Annotated in this window: 21 protein-coding genes and 1 pseudogene; 14 read left to right on the top strand and 8 right to left on the bottom strand. The window is 60.5% G+C overall.

Features of this window, described 5'->3' with window-relative positions; all coding sequences use genetic code 11:
• Positions 1–206: 206 nt before the first annotated feature.
• The gene (locus RBB80_RS10605; RefSeq protein ID WP_433968145.1) at positions 207–710 is read right to left on the bottom strand and encodes a DUF2393 family protein; all 504 of its coding nucleotides are present in this window, start codon (positions 708–710) and stop codon (positions 207–209) included.
• Positions 711–1,060: 350 nt separating this feature from the next.
• Here RBB80_RS10605 and RBB80_RS10600 point away from each other — a divergent pair, with 350 nt between their 5' ends.
• Entirely contained in the window at positions 1,061–1,225 is a 165-nt protein-coding gene (locus RBB80_RS10600; RefSeq protein ID WP_433968144.1) for a hypothetical protein, read from the top strand.
• A 68-nt stretch (positions 1,226–1,293) separates the two neighbouring features.
• Here the strand turns inward: RBB80_RS10600 and RBB80_RS10595 are convergent, their stop codons facing one another.
• Entirely contained in the window at positions 1,294–2,049 is a 756-nt protein-coding gene (locus tag RBB80_RS10595; protein ID WP_433968143.1) for an ATP-binding protein, read from the bottom strand.
• Positions 2,050–2,249: 200 nt separating this feature from the next.
• Between RBB80_RS10595 and rpmE the strand changes: the two genes are divergently transcribed.
• Together rpmE and RBB80_RS10585 are read left to right on the top strand one after the other, a co-directional pair.
• The gene (rpmE, locus tag RBB80_RS10590; RefSeq protein WP_179586303.1) at positions 2,250–2,486 is read left to right on the top strand and encodes a 50S ribosomal protein L31; all 237 of its coding nucleotides are present in this window, start codon (positions 2,250–2,252) and stop codon (positions 2,484–2,486) included.
• Positions 2,487–2,583: 97 nt separating this feature from the next.
• Positions 2,584–3,876: a tRNA dihydrouridine synthase gene (locus tag RBB80_RS10585; RefSeq protein ID WP_433968142.1), complete on the top strand. Its 1,293-nt coding sequence runs from the start codon at positions 2,584–2,586 to the stop codon at positions 3,874–3,876.
• A gap of 6 nt (positions 3,877–3,882) precedes the next feature.
• Here the strand turns inward: RBB80_RS10585 and RBB80_RS10580 are convergent, their stop codons facing one another.
• The 3 genes from RBB80_RS10580 to RBB80_RS10570 are packed head-to-tail and all read right to left on the bottom strand — an operon-like array spanning position 3,883 to position 6,540.
• On the bottom strand, positions 3,883–5,514 hold the full coding sequence (locus tag RBB80_RS10580) for a hypothetical protein (protein WP_433968141.1): 1,632 nt from the start codon (positions 5,512–5,514) through the stop codon (positions 3,883–3,885).
• A gap of 55 nt (positions 5,515–5,569) precedes the next feature.
• Positions 5,570–5,992 (bottom strand): GNAT family N-acetyltransferase, encoded by a 423-nt coding sequence (locus RBB80_RS10575; RefSeq protein ID WP_433968140.1) that lies wholly within the window; start codon positions 5,990–5,992, stop codon positions 5,570–5,572.
• A gap of 14 nt (positions 5,993–6,006) precedes the next feature.
• Positions 6,007–6,540: a YfiT family bacillithiol transferase gene (locus tag RBB80_RS10570; RefSeq protein ID WP_433968139.1), complete on the bottom strand. Its 534-nt coding sequence runs from the start codon at positions 6,538–6,540 to the stop codon at positions 6,007–6,009.
• 162 nt (positions 6,541–6,702) lie between these two features.
• On the opposite strand from RBB80_RS10570, the gene RBB80_RS10565 reads away from it, so the two are divergent.
• The 4 genes and pseudogenes from RBB80_RS10565 (at position 6,703) to RBB80_RS10550 (ending at position 9,792) form a co-directional block, all read left to right on the top strand.
• Positions 6,703–7,515, top strand: coding sequence for a glycoside hydrolase domain-containing protein (locus tag RBB80_RS10565; RefSeq protein WP_433968138.1), 813 nt, complete (start codon positions 6,703–6,705; stop codon positions 7,513–7,515).
• 119 nt (positions 7,516–7,634) lie between these two features.
• Positions 7,635–9,102, top strand: a pseudogene (tldD, locus tag RBB80_RS10560) (metalloprotease TldD).
• Complete coding sequence (locus RBB80_RS10555; protein WP_433968137.1) at positions 9,074–9,382, top strand: hypothetical protein; 309 nt, start codon at positions 9,074–9,076, stop codon at positions 9,380–9,382. The pseudogene tldD and the gene RBB80_RS10555 overlap by 29 nt, the downstream one beginning before the upstream one ends.
• A 101-nt stretch (positions 9,383–9,483) precedes the next feature.
• Complete coding sequence (locus RBB80_RS10550) at positions 9,484–9,792, top strand: hypothetical protein (protein ID WP_433968136.1); 309 nt, start codon at positions 9,484–9,486, stop codon at positions 9,790–9,792.
• Between the two features lie 66 nt (positions 9,793–9,858).
• Here the strand turns inward: RBB80_RS10550 and RBB80_RS10545 are convergent, their stop codons facing one another.
• Complete coding sequence (locus RBB80_RS10545; protein WP_433968135.1) at positions 9,859–10,371, bottom strand: ester cyclase; 513 nt, start codon at positions 10,369–10,371, stop codon at positions 9,859–9,861.
• 75 nt (positions 10,372–10,446) lie between these two features.
• Between RBB80_RS10545 and RBB80_RS10540 the strand changes: the two genes are divergently transcribed.
• The 6 genes from RBB80_RS10540 (at position 10,447) to RBB80_RS10515 (ending at position 18,007) form a co-directional block, all read left to right on the top strand.
• Complete coding sequence (locus RBB80_RS10540) at positions 10,447–11,838, top strand: TldD/PmbA family protein (RefSeq protein ID WP_433968134.1); 1,392 nt, start codon at positions 10,447–10,449, stop codon at positions 11,836–11,838.
• A gap of 42 nt (positions 11,839–11,880) precedes the next feature.
• On the top strand, positions 11,881–13,260 hold the full coding sequence (locus tag RBB80_RS10535; RefSeq protein WP_433968133.1) for an excinuclease ABC subunit C: 1,380 nt from the start codon (positions 11,881–11,883) through the stop codon (positions 13,258–13,260).
• 124 nt (positions 13,261–13,384) lie between these two features.
• The gene (locus RBB80_RS10530) at positions 13,385–13,735 is read left to right on the top strand and encodes an STAS domain-containing protein (RefSeq protein ID WP_433968132.1); all 351 of its coding nucleotides are present in this window, start codon (positions 13,385–13,387) and stop codon (positions 13,733–13,735) included.
• Between the two features lie 156 nt (positions 13,736–13,891).
• On the top strand, positions 13,892–15,430 hold the full coding sequence (locus tag RBB80_RS10525; RefSeq protein WP_433968131.1) for a carboxylesterase/lipase family protein: 1,539 nt from the start codon (positions 13,892–13,894) through the stop codon (positions 15,428–15,430).
• An 87-nt stretch (positions 15,431–15,517) separates the two neighbouring features.
• The gene (gene rpe, locus RBB80_RS10520; RefSeq protein ID WP_433968130.1) at positions 15,518–16,195 is read left to right on the top strand and encodes a ribulose-phosphate 3-epimerase; all 678 of its coding nucleotides are present in this window, start codon (positions 15,518–15,520) and stop codon (positions 16,193–16,195) included.
• Positions 16,196–16,297: 102 nt separating this feature from the next.
• On the top strand, positions 16,298–18,007 hold the full coding sequence (locus RBB80_RS10515; protein WP_433968129.1) for an outer membrane protein assembly factor BamD: 1,710 nt from the start codon (positions 16,298–16,300) through the stop codon (positions 18,005–18,007).
• A gap of 188 nt (positions 18,008–18,195) precedes the next feature.
• Here RBB80_RS10515 and RBB80_RS10510 read toward each other — a convergent pair whose 3' ends face one another.
• Both RBB80_RS10510 and RBB80_RS10505 read right to left on the bottom strand, forming a co-directional pair.
• Positions 18,196–18,663 carry a hypothetical protein gene (locus RBB80_RS10510; RefSeq protein ID WP_433968128.1) on the bottom strand — a complete coding sequence of 156 codons (468 nt, stop codon included), beginning with the start codon at positions 18,661–18,663 and terminating at the stop codon, positions 18,196–18,198.
• A 63-nt stretch (positions 18,664–18,726) separates the two neighbouring features.
• Positions 18,727–19,221 carry a hypothetical protein gene (locus tag RBB80_RS10505; RefSeq protein WP_433968127.1) on the bottom strand — a complete coding sequence of 165 codons (495 nt, stop codon included), beginning with the start codon at positions 19,219–19,221 and terminating at the stop codon, positions 18,727–18,729.
• A 120-nt stretch (positions 19,222–19,341) separates the two neighbouring features.
• On the opposite strand from RBB80_RS10505, the gene RBB80_RS10500 reads away from it, so the two are divergent.
• Positions 19,342–22,131, top strand: a complete 2,790-nt coding sequence (locus tag RBB80_RS10500; protein WP_433968126.1) for a valine--tRNA ligase — start codon at positions 19,342–19,344, stop codon at positions 22,129–22,131.
• The last annotated feature ends 15 nt before the right edge of the window (positions 22,132–22,146 follow it).

Here is a 22,146-nt window from a genome sequence, read left to right as displayed (position 1 = left end):
CCTGTTCTGACTCTGCGCCTGTGTTCCAGACGTCAACATGCACTTACTAGAGCAGGTAGCGTGCCAAAGTACTTAAACGTATCAACCCATTGAAAATATGGAGGTTAGATAAGATCGTGGGTTCCAGCCAAACGGGAGATTACAACCCACTCACGCAAAATCTTCCCGGACGCCGGGTAACTATTACCCGATCGCCCGGATTTGCGCTATTTTGTGTTCACGCTAATGACGTGAATCTCGGGCATTTGCGTGTTCCAGTTGGCCGGGATTGTCTCGAAGATAAGGCGAAAATCCCGCTCCTCGCCGGGCTTTAGAGGGGAGGCACTAATCGGCTGGGTGTCGATATACGGCTCACGCATTCGGACCACCGATAGCGGTAGCGTCTCCACCTGCGGCGGCATGGCCTCGTCGTTGCGGAAGATGACCTGGACGGTGACGCCAGACACGGTCTGACCACCGGCGTTCTGGATGTGACCGTCGATGAAGGTCGACTTTCCTCCGGAGAGGCTGGTCGACTCACTCATCGCAAGCTGCGAAAGAGGAAGCTCGGCAGCGTAGGCGGCCAATGGCTGGATGGTGTTGGGAGGTGTCTGCGATCTGTGGCGCGTCGCGAATACCAGGCCGATGACCACCGCCAGCACTGCCAAACCCGCCACCCCCCATGCTGCGACCGGAACCCCGCCACCTTCCTGCGGCTTGCTCTCGAACATCGCGGGCTGCGGGTTGTTTTCACTACTTCCCTGGGGGATCGGTGCACCCTGGGAGGAACCAGATACATTAACCGGGGTATCGAGTGGACGACGCTCTTCGCTCATAAGCGGAGATTTTATACCGCGGATACCCCTCCCGACCGGAGCCACGCTTCGTCATATCCCTCCTATGGGCTACCGAAAGGGAACCACCATAGGGACTGTGGCAAAACTTTGACAAATTTTCATGCTGATACCAGAACTTAATGGCGCATTCTCGCGTTATAGAACATCTATAAGGTGTCGGCTAATTGCGCTGGTACTGTTCTTTAGCCCACAGCATTCGGTGATCTGAGTAAGAGGAGCTAAGCATGAACGAGCAAATCGATCTTTCGCCGCAGCTTCCCTTCTCGCCACTGGATCCTAAGAACGGCTTGCGGGTTGCGGAGGGTGTTTCAGTTCCCGTTGCGGCCGACCGCATATACCAGCTCGCCGCACTCACGGCCGGCTTGTTTCTTCTGGTCACGCTGGTCTAAATCCGCCGGCCTCGCCATTGCATTAGCTCATGCTTGAAGCGATACCGACCGATGACTGAATATATCGCTTAGGCGAAGCTGGCGCGTTTCACTTTCTGGCGGAAGTCTTCGCCCTGCATCTCTACGACAACACACATCTCCTGCAGCCGTGACCGCATGCGTTCGCCGATCCTGTCGCCGAGCGTCTCCTCGCGCATTGCCCCGCGCACGCCGCTCTCGGTTCCGAGAGGACCTGCATTCGCGTAGTTAGTCGTGATGATCGTGGTGCGGCGGTCGTTGTAGCGGGTGTTCAGAATGTGCGCGACCGTGTCCCAGACCCAGTCTGTGGGCTTGGACGCGCCGAGTTCGTCCAAAACGAGCACCTCGGCGTCAAAGACGGGTGCCAATACTTCGAGTTCGGTGGCGGAGACCTTGTTGTTGTAGCTGTTTTGAACCTGCTTCAACAGGTCACGGTAGTCGAAGAAGAGACCGGTGGCGCCGCGTTCAGCAACCAACGCCTGCAGAATCCCCACCGCGAGATGCGTCTTTCCCACGCCGATCGAACCAGTGATGAGCAGTCCGGTTCCAGCCGTCTCGACCGGGTAGCCGTCAACGAACTTCTTGGCACGGAGATGGGCCAGACTAAGCGACCGGTTCGAGGAGGGAAAGTCCGTCTCGTAACTCTCAAGCGAACAGTGTTCGTATCGCTTTGGGATGTGGGCGCGGCCCAGCATCCGCTCAGCGCGCCTCTGCACCCGGCAGACGCAGTCTTTGACGAACTGCCTGCCATCCTCCTGCAGGATCAGCATCCCCGCCCCGCCGCATATCGTGCAAACTTCACTCATGGCTGTTCTCTCAGTATGGCAGCATCTGAATCCAATTGCCCCCTGTGCGAATCTGAGTTAAACTGAGGAAACTGCTTGAGCGCTCCCAAAAAGGCGCAGGCGGCGGCGCGACAGGCCCTTCGATGTGACGTGAACTCTTCCGTTGCAAGCGATCCGCGAGCCGGCAGGCATACCCCAAGATTCAGAAAAGGATAGTTACCATGCCAAAAGAAGGTATTCACCCGAAGTATGACAACATTCACGTCAAGTGCGCCTGCGGGAACACGTTTGAGACCCGCTCCACGCACAAGGGCGACATCGTCGTCGAAATCTGCTCCGCCTGCCACCCGTTCTTCACCGGCAAGCAGAAGCTGATCGACACCGCAGGTCGCGTCGAGCGCTTCCGCCGCAAGTTCGCCAAGTCGGACGCCGGCAAGGCCGAGACCGCCGCGAAGTAAGCGGACGCCTAAACCACCCAGGGGCCTCCGCACTACGCGGGGGCCTTTGTTTTGTCTAAACTAATCGAGAAGAACGACCGCGAGAGCGCCTGTTGTCATGAAGAAGCGTTACACCCTCGAGCAGAAGCGCTGGGACGAACCAGCCGAGCACGCGATGCCCGAGCACTCCCGCGTCCCCGCCAGTTTCACCATCGGCAACGTGAAGATCGCTCCTGCGACCGTTCTTGCTCCCATGGCAGGCGTGACCGACACGGTCTTTCGCCGCTTCATCAAGAACGCCAGCCAGTTTACAAGTGCGACCGATGACGCAGTCGATCGGACGTCGAATATTGACAGTGTCACTTCAAATCAGCAGTCAGGTTGCGGCCTCATCATGACGGAGTTCACCTCCGCCGACGGCCTCTCCCGCATGCGCGAGACCAAGCGCAAACGCTACCTGACCTACTACGACGACGAACACCCCATCTCCGCACAGCTCTTTGGCTCGAATCCCGCAACGCTGGCCGATTCGGCTCGCATTGTGCAGGACGCAGGCTTTGACCTCGTAGACCTGAACCTCGGCTGCCCGGCGAAGCGCGTCGTCGCCTGCAACGGAGGCTCCGGCCTGCTGCGCGATCTGCCGCTGATCGAGACCATCTTCAAAACCGTCCGCGCCGCCGTCACGATTCCCTTCACCGTGAAGTTCCGCATGGGTTGGAACGACAAGCACATCGTCTGCGTCGAGCTCGCCAAGATGGCGGAGGACTGCGGCCTCAACGCCGTCGCCCTGCACGCCCGCACCCGCGAAGATGGCTACACCGGCCAGGCGCGTTGGGAGTACATCGCCGCCGTGAAAGACGCAGTGAAGATTCCTGTGATCGGCAACGGCGACATTCGCACCCCCGAGGACGCCGCGGCGATGGTGGATGTCACCGGCTGCGACGCGGTGATGATAGGCCGCACCGCGCCTTCGAATCCGTGGATCTTCCGGCAGATCGCGCAGTACACCGCGTCAAAGGAAGCGACCGGCGTTGGCATCTACGACCAGCCCACCGACCAGGACCGCTACCGCATGATTCGTACGTACTTCCAGATGCTGGTCGATGAGATCGCCATCGAAGAGCGAGCCGAAGCAGCACGCGCAGAGGCCATCACCGCGGCAGGCCAGGTCGCACGCGAGCAGCGCCATCGTGACTGCGTCGGCAAGATGAAGCAGTTCGCCAGCTGGTTCACCCACGGAGTTCCTGGCGGAGGCGCGCTACGCAAGCAGATCTTCGAATCAAAGAACGGCGACGCAGTTCTCGGCGCGATCGAAAGCTTCTTCGCGAACCGCGCAGACGAACTCGTCTCCCATCCCGAGATCGTCACACAGGACGACCAGCTTCTTACCTCTGCAGCCTACTGCGATTGACCGCGACTACACTCTACCCTGCAACACGTGCGTCGAATGTGATCCGGCATCCGTGTTCCGTTTGCGCCACACCGCCTTCACCTTCGCACGCCAGCGCTCATCGAGCGCAATGAGACTCCATTCGACTCGCGGTGAAAGGTACCGCAGCACGACCTCCGTTGCCGGATGAACTCGGAGCGCGGGAGCCACCAGATAGAGTCGCGGAGGCTCGGCCGACAAGCGCAGCCCACCGAAGTATCCATGCCGCTGAAACTCTCCTAGGCCAGTGGCGTTGTCGGGGTTCTGCAGATGGTGCCATCGCACCCGGATCCAATAATCAAGCCCCTGCAGAGCGAGGTGGAGGTCTTCGTCGGCCTTCAATTCAATGACCGCCAACCGTCCGTCATCGGTGACGCCGAGCAGGTCGAGCATTCCGCGATCTGCCGCGGCGAACGCAGGCACCTGCGTGTAAACATGCTTCGAATCGAGGCGCGCATCGAGCGGCTCCAAATCACGCCTCAGCACGCTCTCCAGCCAGCGCTCGGGCTGCATGCGGTAGAGTGGATCGCGCTTGTCGCCGCCAGAGATGCGCCTTGCAAACAATCGCGCCACCAGCTCGCGCAGTTCGTTCTCATTCTCTTCGGTCAGCGGAGTTTCGTTTGCGCCGGCACCGAACGTGATCTCCTGCGCGCTGTTGAAGGAGTTGCCCGAGTAGCCCATTCGAACCCGCGCAAACTCGAGGCCATGCAGCAAAAACGCAAGCTCGGTGCCGCTGCGAAGCCGCTGCTCCACCACCTCGCGCATCGTTTCCGGCACCAGCGTCATCACACGGAGCCTCGACCCGGCGAATCGTTCATGTGCGGCGTGCTCGTTGGGCGCATGCATCAGGCGGGTTGTCAGGTTGCCGTGGTCTGCGGCGTCACGCTGCTCCAACTCTTCCGACTTCTGGTCCAACTCCCACAACTCCCACTGCGCGACTGAGGGGTTGAGCCACGCCATCCGCGAAAGAGTCAGTATCGCCATGCCACGTGGCACGATCAGCTTCAACCCTTGATACACTTTTCGTCCGTCACCGGAGTCGCGGCAGTGCTGCAACCACAGGATTCCCAACGTCAGAATGCCATCGACGGTGGCCTGGCTCTCCTCTTCATTCACGGCAATTACAGCCCACGCCTTCTGTCCCTGCACCAGCGAACCACGTGCATAGGCCGGGCCGAAGCTCTTCTCGAGATCCATCGCGGTACGAAGCCCATCTACTTTGAACTCAGGAAAGCTGCGCAGCAACGCACGCTCGAGCACACGCAGATATCTCACGCGAGTTGCCTCACGCGTTGAGGGTGTACGACGATCGCGATCGGTTACAAGTTCCAGAGTCTGCGGTTTGGTCTGTCCGAAGCGATGCGTGCTGAGCCGCAGCACTCCGTTGCGAAGCGTCGTACCGCTAACTCGCCGAACAAGATTGCGGTCCTCTCCCCACAGATGCAGCGTGCAGCGGCCGTGCTCGGTCGCAAGCTTGTACTTTGCCTCGCGCATGTCGAAGAGAACTTTGCCATCTTCCAGCACCACGGCGCGGGGAGATTCAGCTAAAAAGGATTCAAGTGCAGCGGTGATCTGTTCTACCGTCTGCACCGGCTCCGCGGAGGAGGCTCTTGGCGGCATAGCCGAACGTTAGCACATCCGCGAGCGAGCAAATCTCCGCAAATGGCGAAGGAATCTACAGAGGAAGCTTGAAGTGATAGTCGGAGATGCGCAGGCCATGACGGAAGTAGAATGCGTGCGCCTCATGCCGGTGCGTTCCCGAGTCAAGCATAAAGGTGGTGCATCCCGCCTCCTTCGCCAGCGCGATCAGCCACGTTATCATCGACTCGCCATGCCCCTTCGAGCGCGCCGCTTCGTCCGTTACAAGGTCATCCACGTAGAGCGTCTTGCCGCTCCACAGCAGAGTCTGCATACGGAAGCCCGCGACTGAAACGATCGCACCGTCCGACTCCAGAAAAGCGAGTTGATACCCCTCGGCCTGCTGGGTCTGGATACGACCAACAAACTCCTCAGCAACCAACATGGGTCGAAGCTGGCGCATCACCGGAAAGCAGCGTTCTATCTCGCTCGGCATCGTAGCAATCTGAATGGTGGACATAGGCGGGCAGCCCGCTACCATCCTTCTTTCGCGCGCAGATGCGTAATGTGAGCCACGTGATGGCGCGAGTGCCAGGCGTAGATCAGTGCCGAAAGTTCCACCGTGACGCGACCATCCGCAGGATGGATGTACCCACGCTGCCACTGCTGCTCGTCGAGAGACTGCAACAGCATAACCCAGCGGGCGTGAAGCGCTTCCACCAGTTCCAGCGACCACTCCACCGGAGCGGCCATGTCGTGCAGCTTAGCCCAGGCCGCTTCATCATAGGTCTTGACCGTCGGCCAGTCTTCGGTCAGCGCAAGCTTCACCCTTACGAAGGCGTTCATGTGGCTATCCGCGACGTGATGCACCACCTGGCGCAGCGTCCATCCGCCTTCGCGATACGGCGTACCCAACTGAGCCGAACTCAATCCGTCCACAGCATTGCGCAGTTGTTCGGGCAGCTCAGCGAGCGAAGCAACGGCCCCGGTTCGCTCGTCTGCAGAGATGGATGCTGGCGGTTCGAATACACCTATGGGGAACCTCGGGTCTACATCAATCTGCTCCATGGCCTCGCCTCCATACCTCTACCAGCAACTTAGCACACGAAATTGTGTAACCTTCTATGAAGATTCCGTTGCGTACCTTGTAGCTTTCTTATGCGATTATCTGCACTCCGCCTCGCTCTACTCTTTGCCTCTGCTCCTGTTTACGCGCAGCAGTACCCTGCTATGGCCTCGAATCATGCGGTTACAGAAGCCAACCAATCCAATGGCGCGGGCCGCGAGTATGTCGGCTTTGACAGCAACGACTACCCAGGTGACGGAGTACTGCCTGCGCTGCAAAGACACTTCGCCTTTGTCGGTTATTGGCTCAACAATCCTCCCGGCGAAAGTCAGAACGGTTGGGTGGGCAAGCGCGAGGCTTTGATGCGTAACGGCTTCGGCTTCCTGGTGCTGTTCAACGGCAGGCTTGAAATCGAGATCAAGAAAGCCAGGCGATCCGGAACCCCACCTGTCACGCTTGGAACCAGGGACGCAGCAGCCGCGGCCGCCGCAGCCGAGCGCGAACACTTCCCCGCTCGCACGATTCTCTTTCTGGATCAGGAGGAAGGCGGCCGCCTCACAGCGGATCAGTCGGCGTATCTTCTTGCGTGGACAGAGGCCGTAGCTCACTCAGGGTATCTCCCCGGAGTTTATGGCAGCGGCCAGCCAGTCGGCGATGGCCCGGGCAAGACCATCACCACCGTGCAGGACATCCGCGAACAAGTCGCCGCTCAACACCTGCACCAGGCTGCAATGTGGGTCTATCAGGACGCCTGCCCACCCGCCAATGGATGCAGCCTGCAACCTCCTCCGCTCGACTCCAGCGGCACCCCGGACATCGCAGTGTGGCAGTACGCTCAGTCTCCAAGACGTAAGGGGATCACCGCCGCCTGCAGCAAAACCTACGCCGCCGACGGCAACTGCTACGCTGCCGATATCCCGAATCTCCCACTCGATCTAAGCGTTTCAGGCTCCGCTGACCCATCGCACGGACGCTGAAACAGACCCTAAAGCGCGCGGATTTTCCCGAAAAGGAGAGGTCGAAAGGCATACTCCCGCCGCACCTCCGCAAGAGTGTTATTTGCCGCGGCTCCATTGGAAGCCTAGAATCAATCTAGATGACCATACCCGCACCCGACCACAAACGCTACTTCATCGAAAAACTTGGTCTGTCGGAACGCCTCATGGAACGCTGTCTCGGAGAGGCCCTTTCAGCCGGAGGCGAGTATGCTGACCTTTATTTTGAGTCGGTTACGTCAACCTCGCTGGGCATTGACGAGTCCCTGGTCAAGTCAGCGAGTCAGGGAATCAGCGTAGGATGCGGCATCCGCGTCGTCTCGGGCGAACGCACCGGCTACGCCTACACTGACGATCTTTCGAGCGATCGCCTGCTCCGCGCAGCTCGAACCGCGGCCCTGATCGCCAGCGGCCCAGCCAAAGAGGTGATGAGCGGTTTTCGCCAGACCGACACTCCCTCGCTCTATCCGGTCGCCGGAGCCACCAGCGACGCCGAGATCGCCGCCAAGCTGGCATTGATTCAACGTGCCGACAAGGCCGCCCGAGCCTACGACTCCCGCATCACGCAGGTTCGCGCCGGCTTCAACGACGAACTCCGTCGCATCCTCGTCGCTGCCTCCGACGGCACCTTCGCCTCGGATACTCAGCCCCTCGCACGCCTCAACGTCTTCGTCATCGCGAAAGACGGCGTGAACACCGCACGCGGCACCAGCGGCGGCGGCGGCCGCGTCACGATGGATTTTTCGAAGGCGACAAATCGCCCGAGCGTCACGCCCGTGAGGCCGCACGCACCGCGATCCTGCAACTGGGCGCAGTCGAAGCTCCAGCAGGCGAGATGCCCGTCGTCCTCGGCCCCGGATGGCCCGGCGTTCTGCTTCATGAAGCCGTAGGCCACGGACTCGAAGCCGACTTCAACCGCAAAAAACCTCAGCCTTTGCCGGACTCATCGGCCAGCAGGTCGCAAGCCCCAAGGTCACCGTCGTCGACAACGGCCTGATGCCCGGTCGCCGCGGGTCCATCAACATGGATGATGAGGGGAATCCCACGCAGGAGACCGTGCTGATTGAAAACGGCATCCTGAAGGGCTTTCTCTCCGACAAGCTCAACTCGCGCCTGATGGGCATGCCCAACACCGGCAGCGGACGCCGCGAGAGTTATCACCACATCCCCATGCCGCGCATGACCAACACCTACATGCTCAACGGCGAGGATATGCCCGAAGACATCATCAAGAGCGTCAAGCGTGGTCTCTATGCCGTCAACTTCGGCGGCGGGCAGGTCGACATCACCAACGGCAAGTTCGTCTTCTCGGCCAGCGAAGCGTATCTGATCGAAGACGGCAAGGTAACGCGGCCCGTGAAGGGTGCAACGCTGATCGGCAACGGCCCTGAAGCATTGAAGTATGTGTCGATGGTCGGCAACGATCTGGCACTCGACGAAGGCATTGGCACCTGCGGCAAGGCGGGGCAAAGTGTGCCGGTCGGCGTAGGCATGCCCACAGTAAAGCTCGACCGCATGACGGTCGGGGAACGGGACAATAATGGCTGTCGAACGCGAAAAGATCTTTGAGTGCGAAGTAAAACGACGTCGCGTAAAGGCCGGCGGAGGCTATGAGCCCTTCTGGAAGATCAAGCCCGTCGCGGTTGCACTGATCGACAACGACACCGAGTTTCGCTGCAAGGATTGCTTCGGCGAGGTCAAGCTGCTGGGCCGCAACGGCAAGACCGGCACCGTCCCTTACGTGGAACACAAGTCTCCGGCAGACTCCGAGTACTGCGCCAACGGTATGCTCTTCAAAAAAGCGACCGACGGGCGCGAGCCCAGACATTCGACTCATCCCGTAGAGTAACGACCTGCATCTCTGCACCAACTTTCCCAGGCTCTTTGCGCACGACATCTGAAAGTACGGCTAACGTACGACCAACCGCACAGAATCTCTCGAGGTATCCCATGGCAATCGAACGCGAAAAGTTCTACGAATGTGAAGTGAAGCGTCGCCGCGTCAGAGCAGCCGGTGGTTACGAGTCGTTCTGGAAGGTGAAGCCCATCACGGTCGCGCTCGAAGACAACGACACGGAGTTCCGCTGCATGACCTGCGGAGGCGCCGTAAAACTCTTCAAGCGCCGCTCGGAAGATGGGCCCGCCACGCACATCGAGCACAAGCTGAAGAGCGACTCCGAGTACTGCGCAGCCGGCATGTACTTCCTGAAAGCCACTGACGGTCGCGAGCCACGCCCCTCCGCAACCCCAGTTCGTTAAATCCCGCTTCGGGGTTTCAGTTCCATCCAGGGCGATCGTTCGTCGCAATCATCTGCACGCCGATCGCTATGCCTGTGGAATGACGCCAAGCTGCTGCATCATAGTCAAGTTATCCATCAGGATTCGACTGTCCGTCATCTTGCCCCCGACCAAGCGGTCGATGACGACACCTTTGACGTTGACGCTCCTGCCTGTAGCGGGAACACCGAGAAACGTCCCTCGATGCGTACCGGTCCATGTGAAGCGAGTGACAACCTTGTCTCCACTAGCTACCGTCTCGTCCGCAACCCAGTGAATATCGGGGAATGCGGCGCGCATCATCCCGATAACCTCTTTCAAACCCTCTCGTCCTTGCCGCTGACCCGGAAGAGGATCAAGCTCGACAAAATCGACCGCGACAAGTTCGTCGGCTTGCTCCAACCGCCCCTGATTGATGACCTCTTCCAAAAACCTGGCGACGACTGCGACGTTCCCATATAGGTTCCCAGATACGTTCCCAGACTCTGACACTCGCATCTCCTCATTCAGCATGTGTGGAATAACAGCGAGCATCATATCAGCCACTTCCTTGCTCACCATCGTCTCCTCTCGAACCAGAGGCATCGTTGCAGCCGTCAGAAAAGTCAGCTCGAAACCAATTATCCTGAAGAGACCATGCCAACCCAGACGACCACGAATCTCCGCCAGCTTGCCTCCGATGTCCTCAGCCACGCCCTCAAGGCTGGAGCCACCGATGCCGAGGCTGTCGTCTACGAAGGCGACGAATTTTCAGCGCTCGTGCGATTGGGACAGGTCGAAACCCTGAAAGAATCGGGCTCTCGAGCAGTTGGTTTGCGCGTGTTCATCGGCCAGCGCACAGCGAGCACTTCATCTTCAGATTTTTCGAGCGAGAGTATCGCGCGCCTCGTCGAAGGAGCCATCACGCTGGCCAAGATCACCAGCGAAGACCCCTTCGCCGGCCTGCCCGAAGCACACGAGTTCGGCAAGATCGAAGAAGATCAGCATCTATACTTCGACGACGTAAATGAGATGCCGCCCGCCGAGCGCATCGAGATCGCCCGCCGCACCGAGGCCGCCGCCCTGTCCTACGACGCGCGCATCCAGAACTCCGGCGGCGGCGACTTCGACACCTCCACCTCGCACAAGATCCTGATGAACTCCCGCGGCTTCACCGGCGAGTACCGCCGCAGCTACTGCGGGTTCTCCGCCGCGCCCATCGCCCACGACGAGAAGGGCAACATGCAGCGCAACTACTGGTTCTCGAACTCTCGCACCGTCACAAAACTCGAGAACCCCGAAGAGATCGGCCACGAAGCCGCACGCCGCACCCTCAAGCGACTAGGCGCACGCCAGGTCAAGACGCAAAAAGCCACTGTCGTCTTCTCGCCCGAGATCGCGCGCTCCATCATCGGCAACATCTTCGACGCGGCCAACGGCGACGCAATTTACCGCAACGCCTCGTTCTTCAGCGGCATGCTGGGCGAGCAGGTCGCCGGCGAAAACATCACCGTCATCGACGACGGCACCATCATTCACCGTTTCGATGATGGAGCAGGCATCGGCGGCTTCGGAACCCGCCCCTTCGACGGCGAAGGTCTGCCCACGCGCCGCACCGTGCTGGTCGAACGCGGCATACTCAAAAACTACGTCAGCAACACCTACACCGCGCGCAAGCTCAACATGAAGTCCACCGGCAACGCCTCACGCGGACTCGCCGGCAACCCCGGCATTGGCGCAGGCAACTTCTTTCTCGAAGCGGGCACGCTCACACCCGAGCAGATCATCGGCGACATCAAATCCGGCCTCTACGTCACCGAGACCATGGGCTTCGGCGTCAACCTCGTCACCGGCGACTACTCCCAGGGCGCCAGCGGCCTCTGGATCGAGAACGGCGAGCTCGCCTACCCGGTCGAAGAGATCACCATCGCCGGCAACCTGAAGGACATGTACAAAAACATCGTCGCCATCGGCAACGACCTCATCTTCCGCGGAGCCAGCGCCGCCCCCACCATGCGCATCGAAGGAATGATGATCGCCGGAGCGTAAGTTGTAGCGCATCATCAGATAAGCGCGACTACAATTCTGGATGTGGCAACCAGCTTCCATTTCGAACACGCTCTAGACTTCCGCCCGGGCCAGGCAGACGAGATCCTCCGCACAATCCCCGCCCTCCCTGGAGTCTTCGCCCTCTGCGGCGCACGCAAAGAAGACGCACCGTACCTCACCCAGACCGCAGATCTGCGCCGTCGCATGCGTCGTCTGCTCGATCCGCCCGAGTCGCAGTCCAAGCGCCTCAACCTCCGCGAAAAAGTAGCACGCATCGAGTACTGCGTCACCGGCTCCGCCTTCGAATCCTCCTTCGTCCTCTATCAGGCCACCGCCGCCCAGTTTGGATACACCGAGGCCCGCCGCCGCCTCAAGCTCCACACGCCCTATTTTCTGCGCATGACCCTGGAGAACGCCTTCCCTCGCGTCTACTCCACCAACAAATTGTCTAAACGCGGCCTCGCCCAGATGTACGGTCCCTTCCCCTCGCGCCTCGCCGCCGAGCGCTACTGCGACGCTGTACTCGATCTCTTCAAGCTCCGTCGCTGCTACGAAGATCTCGCGCCTTACCCGGACCACCCCGGCTGCGTCTACGGCGAGATGAACAAGTGCATCGAGCCCTGCAAACAGGCCTGCACCCCCGAGGAGTATGCCGCCGAGTCCGCAGCCGTAAAGAAGTTCTTCGACACCCGCGGCGAGAGCATGATCATCGCCATCGGCCTCGAGCGCGAAGAGGCCTCCTCCGCGATGAAGTTCGAGAAGGCCGCCGCCCTGCACGCCCAATGGCAGAAGGTAAAAGCGGCACAGGCGCTCGCCGACTGGATCGTACGCCCGATCCCGCGACTGAAAGCGATCATCGTCCAGACAGCCGCGCAGGAGACGGAGCACGCGGAACAAGCGGCCGCGTTCCTCCTCAACGGCGGGTGCATCATCGGCCCCGAGCGCCTCTCCACTCTAGGCGTCCGCGCCGTTCGCGAGCAGACCAGCGTCGGCAGCTCCCTCTTCGCGCAACCTCTCATGCTGCAGGCCGTTCCGCTCGAAGGCGAGTTCACCGCCTCCGACTCGCCGGAGAATCGCGCCGCTTACGTCCTATCTCTCCTCGAAAAACGAGCCGAACCATCGAGTGATCTCGCTCTTCTGAGCGACCATCTCTCGCTCCTGCGCCGCTGGTACTATCGTCCCGAAAAGCAGCGTAACGGCGAGATCTTCTTCCCTAACGAAGACGGAGGCGACAAGGGCGCATGGCCCATCCGCAAGATCCTCCGCGGCGCTGCCCGCATGGTCCTCGGCGATCCCAGGCCGATGGCCGAAACCCAACGCGACGCCGCCAAGGAAGCCGCAACGGGCATCAAAACCAAAATCCTCCACGAAGGCCGCCCAGACGTCGAAAGAGTCGTGCCCGTTTTGCCGAAGACTCGTTAGCAGGTAGCCTGGAAAGCTGTCGAACATGGCAAGCTCGTCCCGACAGAGGGCGTGACAGTATGCAAGAATGCTCCGGTAGGATTATTGTCTCTCTGTATTCATTCTTGCTCCATGGAGCTGCCAGATGCCCGAAGAAGTAGCCGCTAAACCGCTTACCTACGACGTTAAACGTGAAGGTGAAACTGCCGTTGTGAAGTGCCACGGTCGCTTGGTGGCGGGTCTCACGGATGGCTTTTACCAGGAACTGAAAGCAGTCGCCTCCAGCAGCAAGGTGTTGGTGCTCGATCTCGAAGACCTGACCTATGTGGACAGCATGGGGCTGGGGACGATTGTGCGGCTGTATGCTCACGCGAAGGGCGCAGGTTGCGAGTTCCAGCTGCTTCACCTCGGCAAGCAGTTGCGGAATCTGTTGAAGATGACCAATCTGCTGTCGACCCTCGCCTCTGCGGAGGAGCATGGGATTACGGTTGCCTAAGCCCTGATCACGCGGTGTGGCGACGCAGCCGAGAGATCGCTGGAAGGTCAGTCGTTCGTTCGAGGCAGTTGCCGATATCGTGCCTGTCGTTCTCAGGATCGGAGACCGAAGTTGAACCGTATGGAGTTCGGGCAGCTACACTGATCGACGATGCCTATGATCACTCGTCGAAGCTTCCTGGCAAACACCTCCCTGGCCGCATGTTCTCTCAGCACCCGACATCTTTTCGCATACACTGCCGTCACGCCCACCATCGTTCGCACACCAGTCGGAACCTTGCGTGGCGAAAGCAGCGATGGAGTCCGCGTCTTCCGCGGCGTTCCCTTCGCCGAACCACCTGTGGGGCCTCTGCGCTTTCTCCCAACGGAAAAAGTGGCGCCCTGGAACGGCGAACGTGATGCAACTAAGTTCTCCGCCGCCGCCATGCAGCATAAACAGCTGGAGGTGCCGCACAGCGAAGACTGCCTCTACCTGAACATCTGGGCGCCCGAAGGCAGCGGACCATTCCCCATCTTTGTATGGATTCACGGTGGAGGCTTCACCGACGGTCACGCCTTCGAGCCTATGTATGACGGCACGGACTTTGCCCGCGAAGGCATCATCAGCATCTCCGTCGAGTATCGCCTCGGCGTCTTCGGCTTCCTCGATTACGAACCCCTCCTCGGTCAGCAATACGCCGGAACCGCGAACAACGCACTGCGTGACCTGATGACCGCGCTCTCGTGGATACAGGAGAACATCAGTGCTTTCGGCGGCGATCCTGCTCGCGTAACTATTGGCGGTGAATCTGCGGGAGCCAAGCTGACCGGTACGTTGATGGGCATCCCGTCAGCCCAGCCGTTGTTTCACCAGATGATCTCCGAAAGCGGCGGAGCCGAACGTATTTGGGATCGTGCGGCGAGCGCTGACATCTCAAAAGGTTTCGGCGATCTCTGGCAGAAGCAGTCCGGCAACACCATAGCGAATCTGAAGACGGCAGCAGGAACCGCATTAATCCAGGCCCAGCAGCAGTTCATCGAAACCTGGCCGCAGCACTTCCCGCTACGCGCCGAGCTCGATGGAACTCTTATCCCGCAACTTCCCGTCGAAACCATCGCCAGCGGTTCAACTCGTGGCAAGAGGCTACTCATCGGCACCAACCGAGAAGAGAGCGCTATCTTCATCGGTCCGCATCCTGCGAAAGATCCAATGCCGATTCAACTCGGCAACATGAGCGTCGAAAAGTTCAACGCTGTCTATCAACAGTACAAGGACATCTATCCCCAACTCAGCGTCGAGCAGCTCCGTATTCGCGCCGTCACGGCAGAGGAGTACTGGATCCCTTCCATCCGGGTCGCAGAGGCGCATCTCATAGGCGGCGGCAGCGCGTACGTCTACGAGTTGGAGTTCCAGGAGACCAGCGGCAGGCTCAAAGGCAACGCCTATCACTCGCTCGATGTCGGCATGGTCTGGAATCATCCGAACAAGCAGGTTGCGGATGCCGCATCTGAAGCCGCCCTGGGCAAGCAGATGCATGCCGCCTGGTCCGCCTTCATCCGCGGCGAAACTCCAGCCGCGCCAGGACTTCCCGCGTGGCCGCTGTACAACGAACAAAGCCGAGCGACCATGATCTTCGGAGCCAAGGCCAGCTCCGAAAGCCGCGTGGAACAAGCGCCGCAAGCAGCCGAACTCAAGCTATGGAACGAAACTCCGTAAGACTCCAATGGCTCACGAACCCCTCCGGCGATCACAGGCCGGGTCACTCGCTGCGCCACTGGTAAACTCTACTCAGGAGCGAACCCCGTGATCGAACTGGCAGCATCCATTCTCGCCGCAGACTTCGCCCACCTCGCCGACGAAGTCGCCCTCGTGGAGCTCGGCGGAGCCACCCTCCTCCACGTCGACATCATGGACGGCCACTTCGTCCCCAACATCACCTTCGGCCCACCCGTCGTCAAGGCCCTCCGCCCCATCACCAGGCTCCCCCTCGACTGCCACATGATGGTCGATAATCCCGACGACTTCATCCAGGACTTCGCCGAGGCCGGCGCCGACATGATGAGCGTCCACCAGGAGGTCTGCCGCCACCTCCACCGCACCCTCCAGCAGATCGTCCTCCACGGCATGCTCCCTGCCGTCGTCCTCAACCCCGCGACTCCGGTCGATACGTTGATAGAAGTCCTTCCGATGCTGCACCATGTGCTGGTCATGAGCGTCAATCCCGGCTTCGGTGGTCAGAAATTTCTGCCCCTGGCGCTCGACAAGATCGCCCATCTGGCCGAACTGCGGGAGGAGATGGGCCTCAACTTTCGTATTGAAGTTGATGGCGGCGTCGCTCACGATACCGTCGCCCAGGTCGTCGAAGCAGGAGCCGACATGCTCGTCGCCGGCTCGGCCATCTTCCGCCCCGGCAAAACCGAGCAGAACGCCGTGGAATTTCTCAAAATCGCCCGGGCAGCCGGCTCTGTACAAGTGGCATAAGCGCGGCCGAAGTCGCGCGAGTAGTAAGGTTCAGACAGGAACGATTAGAATAGAACACAGCCTGAGCGCCCAGTCGCGCGAGGCGGATGGGGTCTACAGCGGATGAACAAGCGTTCTTTCTTTCCAACTCTCAGGGCCGGTACGCTGGCCGGAGTCGCAATCGCCAGCCTGATGTTCGGCTCGCTCGGAGCCCTGGCACAGGTGACCGGCTCGTCCCAGACGACCACCGACGCCACCGGTCAGCAGCACGAGAGCGTGACCCTCTCCGCAACCCCGGATAACAAAAAAGACAAAGTCGTCCCGTCCAAGGACACCAAAAAAGAGCTCCGCAAAGAAAAGACTATGAAGCCGGCCGATAAGCCCGACGCCAAGCTTCCCGACAAGGTCCTTTACGATAAAGCCGTCGACGCGACCAAGCGCGGACACTACGACGTCGCCCGTCTCGACCTGCAGACGCTGCTCAACACTTACCCTGACTCGCAATATCAGATGAAGGCCAAGCTCGCCATCGGCGACAGCTGGTACAAGGAGGGCGGCACCGCAGCCCTCACCCAGGCCGAGCAGGAGTACAAGGACTTCATTACCTTCTTCCCCAACGCACCAGAGGCTGCTGAAGCCCAGATGCGTGTCGGCGACATCTACTTCCGTCAGATGGACAAGCCCGACCGCGACTACGCCAAGGCCGTCCACGCCGAAGAAGAGTACCGCCTGATGCTGCAGCAGTTCCCCGAATCCACTCTGGTGCCTCAGGCCAAGCAGAGGCTGCGCGAGGTGCAGGAGGTCATGGCCACCCGCGAAGCAAACATCGCAGCCTTCTACCAGACCCACAACAACTATCCCGCGACAATCGCACGCTTCCAGACCGTGGTCGATACCTATCCGCAGTACAGCCACATGGACGACGTTCTTGTCGGTCTCGGCGATGCGTATGAGGCTGAAGCGCGGTTCGTTCGCACCATGAAGCTCCCCGAAGCCGGCAAGGCAAAGCTCGAAAAGATCTACGACGACCAGGCCATCGACGCCTACAGTAAGGTGATTCTCGAGCACTCGGCCTCGCCCCACGTAGAAGACGCTCGCGACCGTCTCGATGCGATGAACGTCAAGATTCCGCAGCCCACACCCGAACAGATTGCTGCCAGCGTCGCGCTCGAAAACAGTCGTAGGCAGTACCGTTTGCAGGATCGAGCACGTCTCCTCGTCCTTCACCAGCCAGACGTTGTCATGGCAGCTCGTGACGGAGAGCCGACCCTCGCCGACCCCGCTCCCACGATCGCACCCCACGTCGTGAACCAGATCAAGACCGACTTCAATGACGCGCTGACTCCCAACGCACCTGCCGCTGCGAAGCCCGCGACGACAACGGCCGATGCAGCCACTCCCGCAGCAGACACTTCAGCTCCGGCTGCGCCCGCCGCGCCGCTGGCCCTGTCGGACGTCCCTGCTGCCGACGGCGGTGCCGCCAGCGGAGCATCGTCGACGACCAGCATCTCGGGCGCTGCGCCAACGCCGCCTGCTTCTTCTGGCAGCCGCATCGGCGGAGTCGAGATTCTCAACTCAGGCGCCTCCGGAACCACCGTACCCGACAACGGCGGCCTGAAGGTAGTCGGACCGACGAACTCCACCCCTCTTCCCGCGGCTGAAAAGGCCGCGGCTGCCCTCGACGCGGTCAACGATATCAAGCCCGGAACCCAGTCCGCAGCACAGGCAGGCAACGCCAACGGAAAGAACAAGAAGCCAGAGTTCGATAAGAGCGATGAGTCCGACAGCAAGCACAAGAAGAAGAAGGGCTTGAACAAGCTGAACCCCTTCTAACTGCCTGCTTCAAGCGGTCACAGGAAAGCCAAAAAGGATGCAGCCACAAGCCGCATCCTTTTTCTGTCTCGAAACCCCCTCCATTCAGGAGGTCTGATTGACTGCGATGCGCCGCCGCACCTGCGGCACAAACAATGCCGAAAGCAGCAGCAAAACCAGCACTCCCAGCAAAATCGAAAACAACGGGCTCAACGAGACTCGTGGGTGCGCGCTGACTTGTCCGTGCGCCAGCGGCACATGCGAGAGATGCCCGCCCAGCACATAGGCACTTCCCCCGAACGATTCGTCACTCTCGTACACCGCGTTACCGCCCAACACCGTGGTATCGCCGCCGATCCGCGCCTGCGAATCGACCACCGCGTTACCCCCAGCACGGTGGCGCCCTTCTCCACATGTCCGGTCACGTTCAGGCTGCCGAACAGCACAATGACGCGTCCCGTCAGGTCGCCCTCCACCTGCACCGAGCAGAAGATACACATCGCATTGTGCACCTGCTGGCCCGAAGCGACATAAATGTCCTCGCCGACATAAGCTCGATTGCCCGGCGACTGAGCCAGCGCGGCCGAGGCAAAAAGAAGCGTAACGACGAGGCTGCGGAGCGCAAAGTTCGGCAAAGTTCCCCCAGAAGACAACAGCATGCAGGAGGTGGTACGCATACACCACGAGACAGGTTCCCTGATCTTCGTAACCGTACCCAGCTTTGGCCCCAACAGCCCGGTTCAGAATCCGCGCCCTCTCGGATAAACCGGGAACTGGTACCGGTTGCGCCGAACGATATATACGATCAGCCAGATCAGCCCCGCAAGGATCAGGAACGGAGCGAGCGGCAGCAGAAGCCATACGCGTCCCGGCAGAACCGTCTGCTCCCCATGAATCGCAGCCCCGTTACCCAGTTTCAACTCTCCCGCAGCAATCGCTACATCGCCACCGACTGACGCATCCTGGCCCATCTCGAGATCGCCGCCAAGCGAAGCCACATCACCCGAGATACCCCTCCCGGAATCCACTATCACCGATCCCAGGAAAGTAGCGATATCGCCCTTCACCTCACCGTGCACTCGCACCGTACAAAACGCACAGGCGATATCCCCCGCTGTCTCTCCATCCGCAATCGTAATATCGTTTCCAACACTGGCGCGATCCTCCGAAGATCGGGCAAAGGCGGGTGTATAAGCAACTGTCAACAGAGCAACGGCGAACAGCAGTCTACGCATGAAAAACCTCGTGGGCTAGTGTACGGTGATCGATGCCTTCGGTCTGCCGTTTTTCCTGGAGCTCAGCCAAATCGCCCGCATCAGCGAGGAAGGCCGCTCAATGCTACCCTTAAAGCACCGATGAGCCAGGAACTTCCAAAAGCATACGATCCGTCCGTTATCGAACAACGCTGGGCCGAGTACTGGGTCAAGGAACATCTGTTTGACGTTCCGACCCCCGAAACTACGCACGACGCGCAAAAGAAGTTCACCATTCTTTTGCCGCCCCCCAACGTCACCGGCCGCCTCCACATGGGCCACATGCTCAACCAGGCGGAGATGGACATTCTCACCCGCTGGAACCGCATGCGCGGCGAGACCTCCCTCTGGGTCCCCGGCACCGATCACGCCGGCATCGCCACCCAGATGATGGTCGAGCGCCAGCTCAAAGAAGAAGGCAAGACCCGCCAGGAACTTGGCCGATCAGCCTTCGTCGAAAAGGTCTGGGCCTGGCGCGAGCTCTACGGCGGCGCAATCCTCGACCAAATGAAGCGCCTCGGAGCCTCCGTCGACTGGGCCCGCGAGTACTTCACCATGGACGAGAAGCTCTCACCCGCTGTCAAAGAGGCCTTCGTCCGCCTCTGGGAGCAGGGCCTCATCTATCGCGGAGCCTACATCGTCAACTGGGACCCCGTCGCCCAGACCGCCGTCTCCGACCTCGAAGTCGAGCACGAGGAGCGCCTCGGCAAGCTCTATCACATCCGCTACCCGCTAGCTGACGGCACTGGCTCAATCGTCATCGCCACCACGCGCCCCGAGACCATGCTCGGTGACGTCGCCGTGGCCGTAAACCCAACCGACGAGCGCTACCTCGCCCTGCAAGGCAAACTCGTACGCCTCCCTCTCAGTGGCGTCAACGGCCAACCCGACCGCGAGATCCCCATCCTCGCCGACGACTGGGCCAAGCCCGAGTTCGGCACCGGAGCCGTCAAGGTCACGCCCGCGCACGACCCCAACGACTTCGCCATCGGCCAGCGTCACAACCTGCCCAGCCCCAGCATCCTCGACGAGACCGCGCACGTCCTCCTCGCCGGCTCGCCTTATCACGGCCTAGACCGCTACGCCGCCCGCGAACGCATCGTAGCCGACCTCGAAGCCCAGGGCCTGCTCGTAGCAGTCAAAGAGCACACCAACGCCATCGGCCTCTCGCAACGCACCGGCGTCGTCATCGAGCCCCGCCTCTCGCAACAGTGGTTCATCAAGATTCAGCCGCTCGCCGACAAGGCCATCGAAGCCGTCGACAAGGGCTACATCAAGTTCACGCCCGACCAGTACCGCAAGACCTACGACGAGTGGATGAAGAACATCCACGACTGGTGCATCTCCCGCCAGCTCTGGTGGGGCCATCGCATTCCCGCGTGGCACTGCAAAGCCTGCACCGCCATCACCGTCTCTCGCGACACACCGACGCACTGCGCCACCTGCAACTCCGCCGACATCACGCAGGAGACCGACGTCCTCGACACCTGGTTCTCCTCCGGCCTGCTTCCCTTCACCGTCTTCGGCTGGCCTAATCCAAACCCCGACACCGGCATGCCGGATCTCACACCCGATCTCGCCGCCTTCTACCCGACGCAGCTCCTGGTCACCGGCTTCGACATCCTCTTCTTCTGGGTCGCCCGCATGATCATGCTCGGCACTCACTTCATGCTCGACGTCCCCATGCCCGACGGCAGCAAGCGCGAGTTGAAAGACGCCGTCCCCTTCCGCGAGGTCTACATCCACGGCCTCGTCCGCGACGCCAACCGCGAGAAGATGTCCAAGACCAAGGGCAACGTCATCAACCCCATCGACATCATCGAGCGCTTCGGGACCGACGCCGTCCGCTTCACCCTCGCCAGCATGGCCTCCCCCGGCACCGATATCGCCTTTTCAGAAGCCCGCACCGAAGGCTACCGCGCCTTCGCCAACAAGATCTGGAACGCCGCCCGCTTCCTCTTCATGAACGTCGACCGCGCCCGCGAAGCCGGCTACAACATGACCATGCGCGAGAGCGGCACCGTCCCTTCGCTCCCCGACGACACTCCACTAGAAACCCGGTGGATCTTCTCGCGCCTGTCAGCGGTCTCTGTGGAAGTCGATCGCGCCCTCGCCGACTATCGCTTCGACGAAGCCGCCAACGCCATCTACCAGTTCTTCTGGGGAGAGTTCTGCGACTGGTACCTCGAGCTCGCGAAACTCCGTCTCGACTTCACCGAAGGCGCACAGAAAAACCCAACCACCGCGCTCACCCTAGCCTCACTCGTAGGCGTCTTTGAGAGCGCCCTGCGTCTCCTCAGCCCCTTCATGCCCTTCCTCACCGAAGAGATCTGGCACGCGCTCTACGAAGGCAAGCCTCCCGCGAAATCCATCGCGCTCACTCGCTACCCGCAGGCCAACGACTTCCCCGCCGACCCAGTAGCCGAGAGCGCGATGAAGACCCTGCAGGATCTCATCGTCACCGTACGCGGCCTGCGCAAAGAGCTCGGCGTCCCCGAAAAAGAATCCACCCCAATCACCATCCACGCAGGCAATCGCGTCATAGCACTCGCCGACGCCAACGCCGACGTCCTCTCCCGCATGGCCCGCGTTGCAGCTGTAGAGTTCGCCAGCGAATCTCTTACAGGCAGCAACGCCCGCTCCACCGCCGACTTCGACGTAGCCGTAATCTACGAGCGCCAGATCGACGTAGCCGCTGAACGCGAACGCCTAACCAAAGACCTCGCGAAGTACGAAAAGGGCCTGGCCTCCGCGGACAAGCAACTCAACAACGAAACCTTCATGTCCAAAGCCCCCGCCCACATTGTCGATGGCCTGCGCAAACAACACGCCGAAACCAGGACCTTGCACGACAAAACAAGGGCAGCGCTGGATTCGCTGCCCTCCGTCTAGCTGCAAAAAAACCTC

It is taken from the genome of Tunturiibacter gelidiferens, from assembly GCF_051013345.1.
GTDB classification, from domain to species: domain Bacteria; phylum Acidobacteriota; class Terriglobia; order Terriglobales; family Acidobacteriaceae; genus Edaphobacter; species Edaphobacter gelidiferens_A.
This window is presented reverse-complemented; position numbering and strand designations above follow the sequence as displayed.

Coding starts and splice junctions, on each gene's coding strand:
- RBB80_RS10605 (WP_433968145.1), bottom strand. CDS start 710: ATGTTCGAGAGCAAGCCGCAGGAAGGTGGCGGGGTTCCGGTCGCAGCA.
- RBB80_RS10600 (WP_433968144.1), top strand. CDS start 1,061: ATGAACGAGCAAATCGATCTTTCGCCGCAGCTTCCCTTCTCGCCACTG.
- RBB80_RS10595 (WP_433968143.1), bottom strand. CDS start 2,049: ATGAGTGAAGTTTGCACGATATGCGGCGGGGCGGGGATGCTGATCCTG.
- rpmE (WP_179586303.1), top strand. CDS start 2,250: ATGCCAAAAGAAGGTATTCACCCGAAGTATGACAACATTCACGTCAAG.
- RBB80_RS10585 (WP_433968142.1), top strand. CDS start 2,584: ATGAAGAAGCGTTACACCCTCGAGCAGAAGCGCTGGGACGAACCAGCC.
- RBB80_RS10580 (WP_433968141.1), bottom strand. CDS start 5,514: ATGCCGCCAAGAGCCTCCTCCGCGGAGCCGGTGCAGACGGTAGAACAG.
- RBB80_RS10575 (WP_433968140.1), bottom strand. CDS start 5,992: ATGTCCACCATTCAGATTGCTACGATGCCGAGCGAGATAGAACGCTGC.
- RBB80_RS10570 (WP_433968139.1), bottom strand. CDS start 6,540: ATGGAGCAGATTGATGTAGACCCGAGGTTCCCCATAGGTGTATTCGAA.
- RBB80_RS10565 (WP_433968138.1), top strand. CDS start 6,703: ATGGCCTCGAATCATGCGGTTACAGAAGCCAACCAATCCAATGGCGCG.
- RBB80_RS10555 (WP_433968137.1), top strand. CDS start 9,074: ATGGCTGTCGAACGCGAAAAGATCTTTGAGTGCGAAGTAAAACGACGT.
- RBB80_RS10550 (WP_433968136.1), top strand. CDS start 9,484: ATGGCAATCGAACGCGAAAAGTTCTACGAATGTGAAGTGAAGCGTCGC.
- RBB80_RS10545 (WP_433968135.1), bottom strand. CDS start 10,371: ATGGTGAGCAAGGAAGTGGCTGATATGATGCTCGCTGTTATTCCACAC.
- RBB80_RS10540 (WP_433968134.1), top strand. CDS start 10,447: ATGCCAACCCAGACGACCACGAATCTCCGCCAGCTTGCCTCCGATGTC.
- RBB80_RS10530 (WP_433968132.1), top strand. CDS start 13,385: ATGCCCGAAGAAGTAGCCGCTAAACCGCTTACCTACGACGTTAAACGT.
- RBB80_RS10525 (WP_433968131.1), top strand. CDS start 13,892: ATGATCACTCGTCGAAGCTTCCTGGCAAACACCTCCCTGGCCGCATGT.
- RBB80_RS10515 (WP_433968129.1), top strand. CDS start 16,298: ATGAACAAGCGTTCTTTCTTTCCAACTCTCAGGGCCGGTACGCTGGCC.
- RBB80_RS10510 (WP_433968128.1), bottom strand. CDS start 18,663: ATGCGTACCACCTCCTGCATGCTGTTGTCTTCTGGGGGAACTTTGCCG.
- RBB80_RS10505 (WP_433968127.1), bottom strand. CDS start 19,221: ATGCGTAGACTGCTGTTCGCCGTTGCTCTGTTGACAGTTGCTTATACA.
- RBB80_RS10500 (WP_433968126.1), top strand. CDS start 19,342: ATGAGCCAGGAACTTCCAAAAGCATACGATCCGTCCGTTATCGAACAA.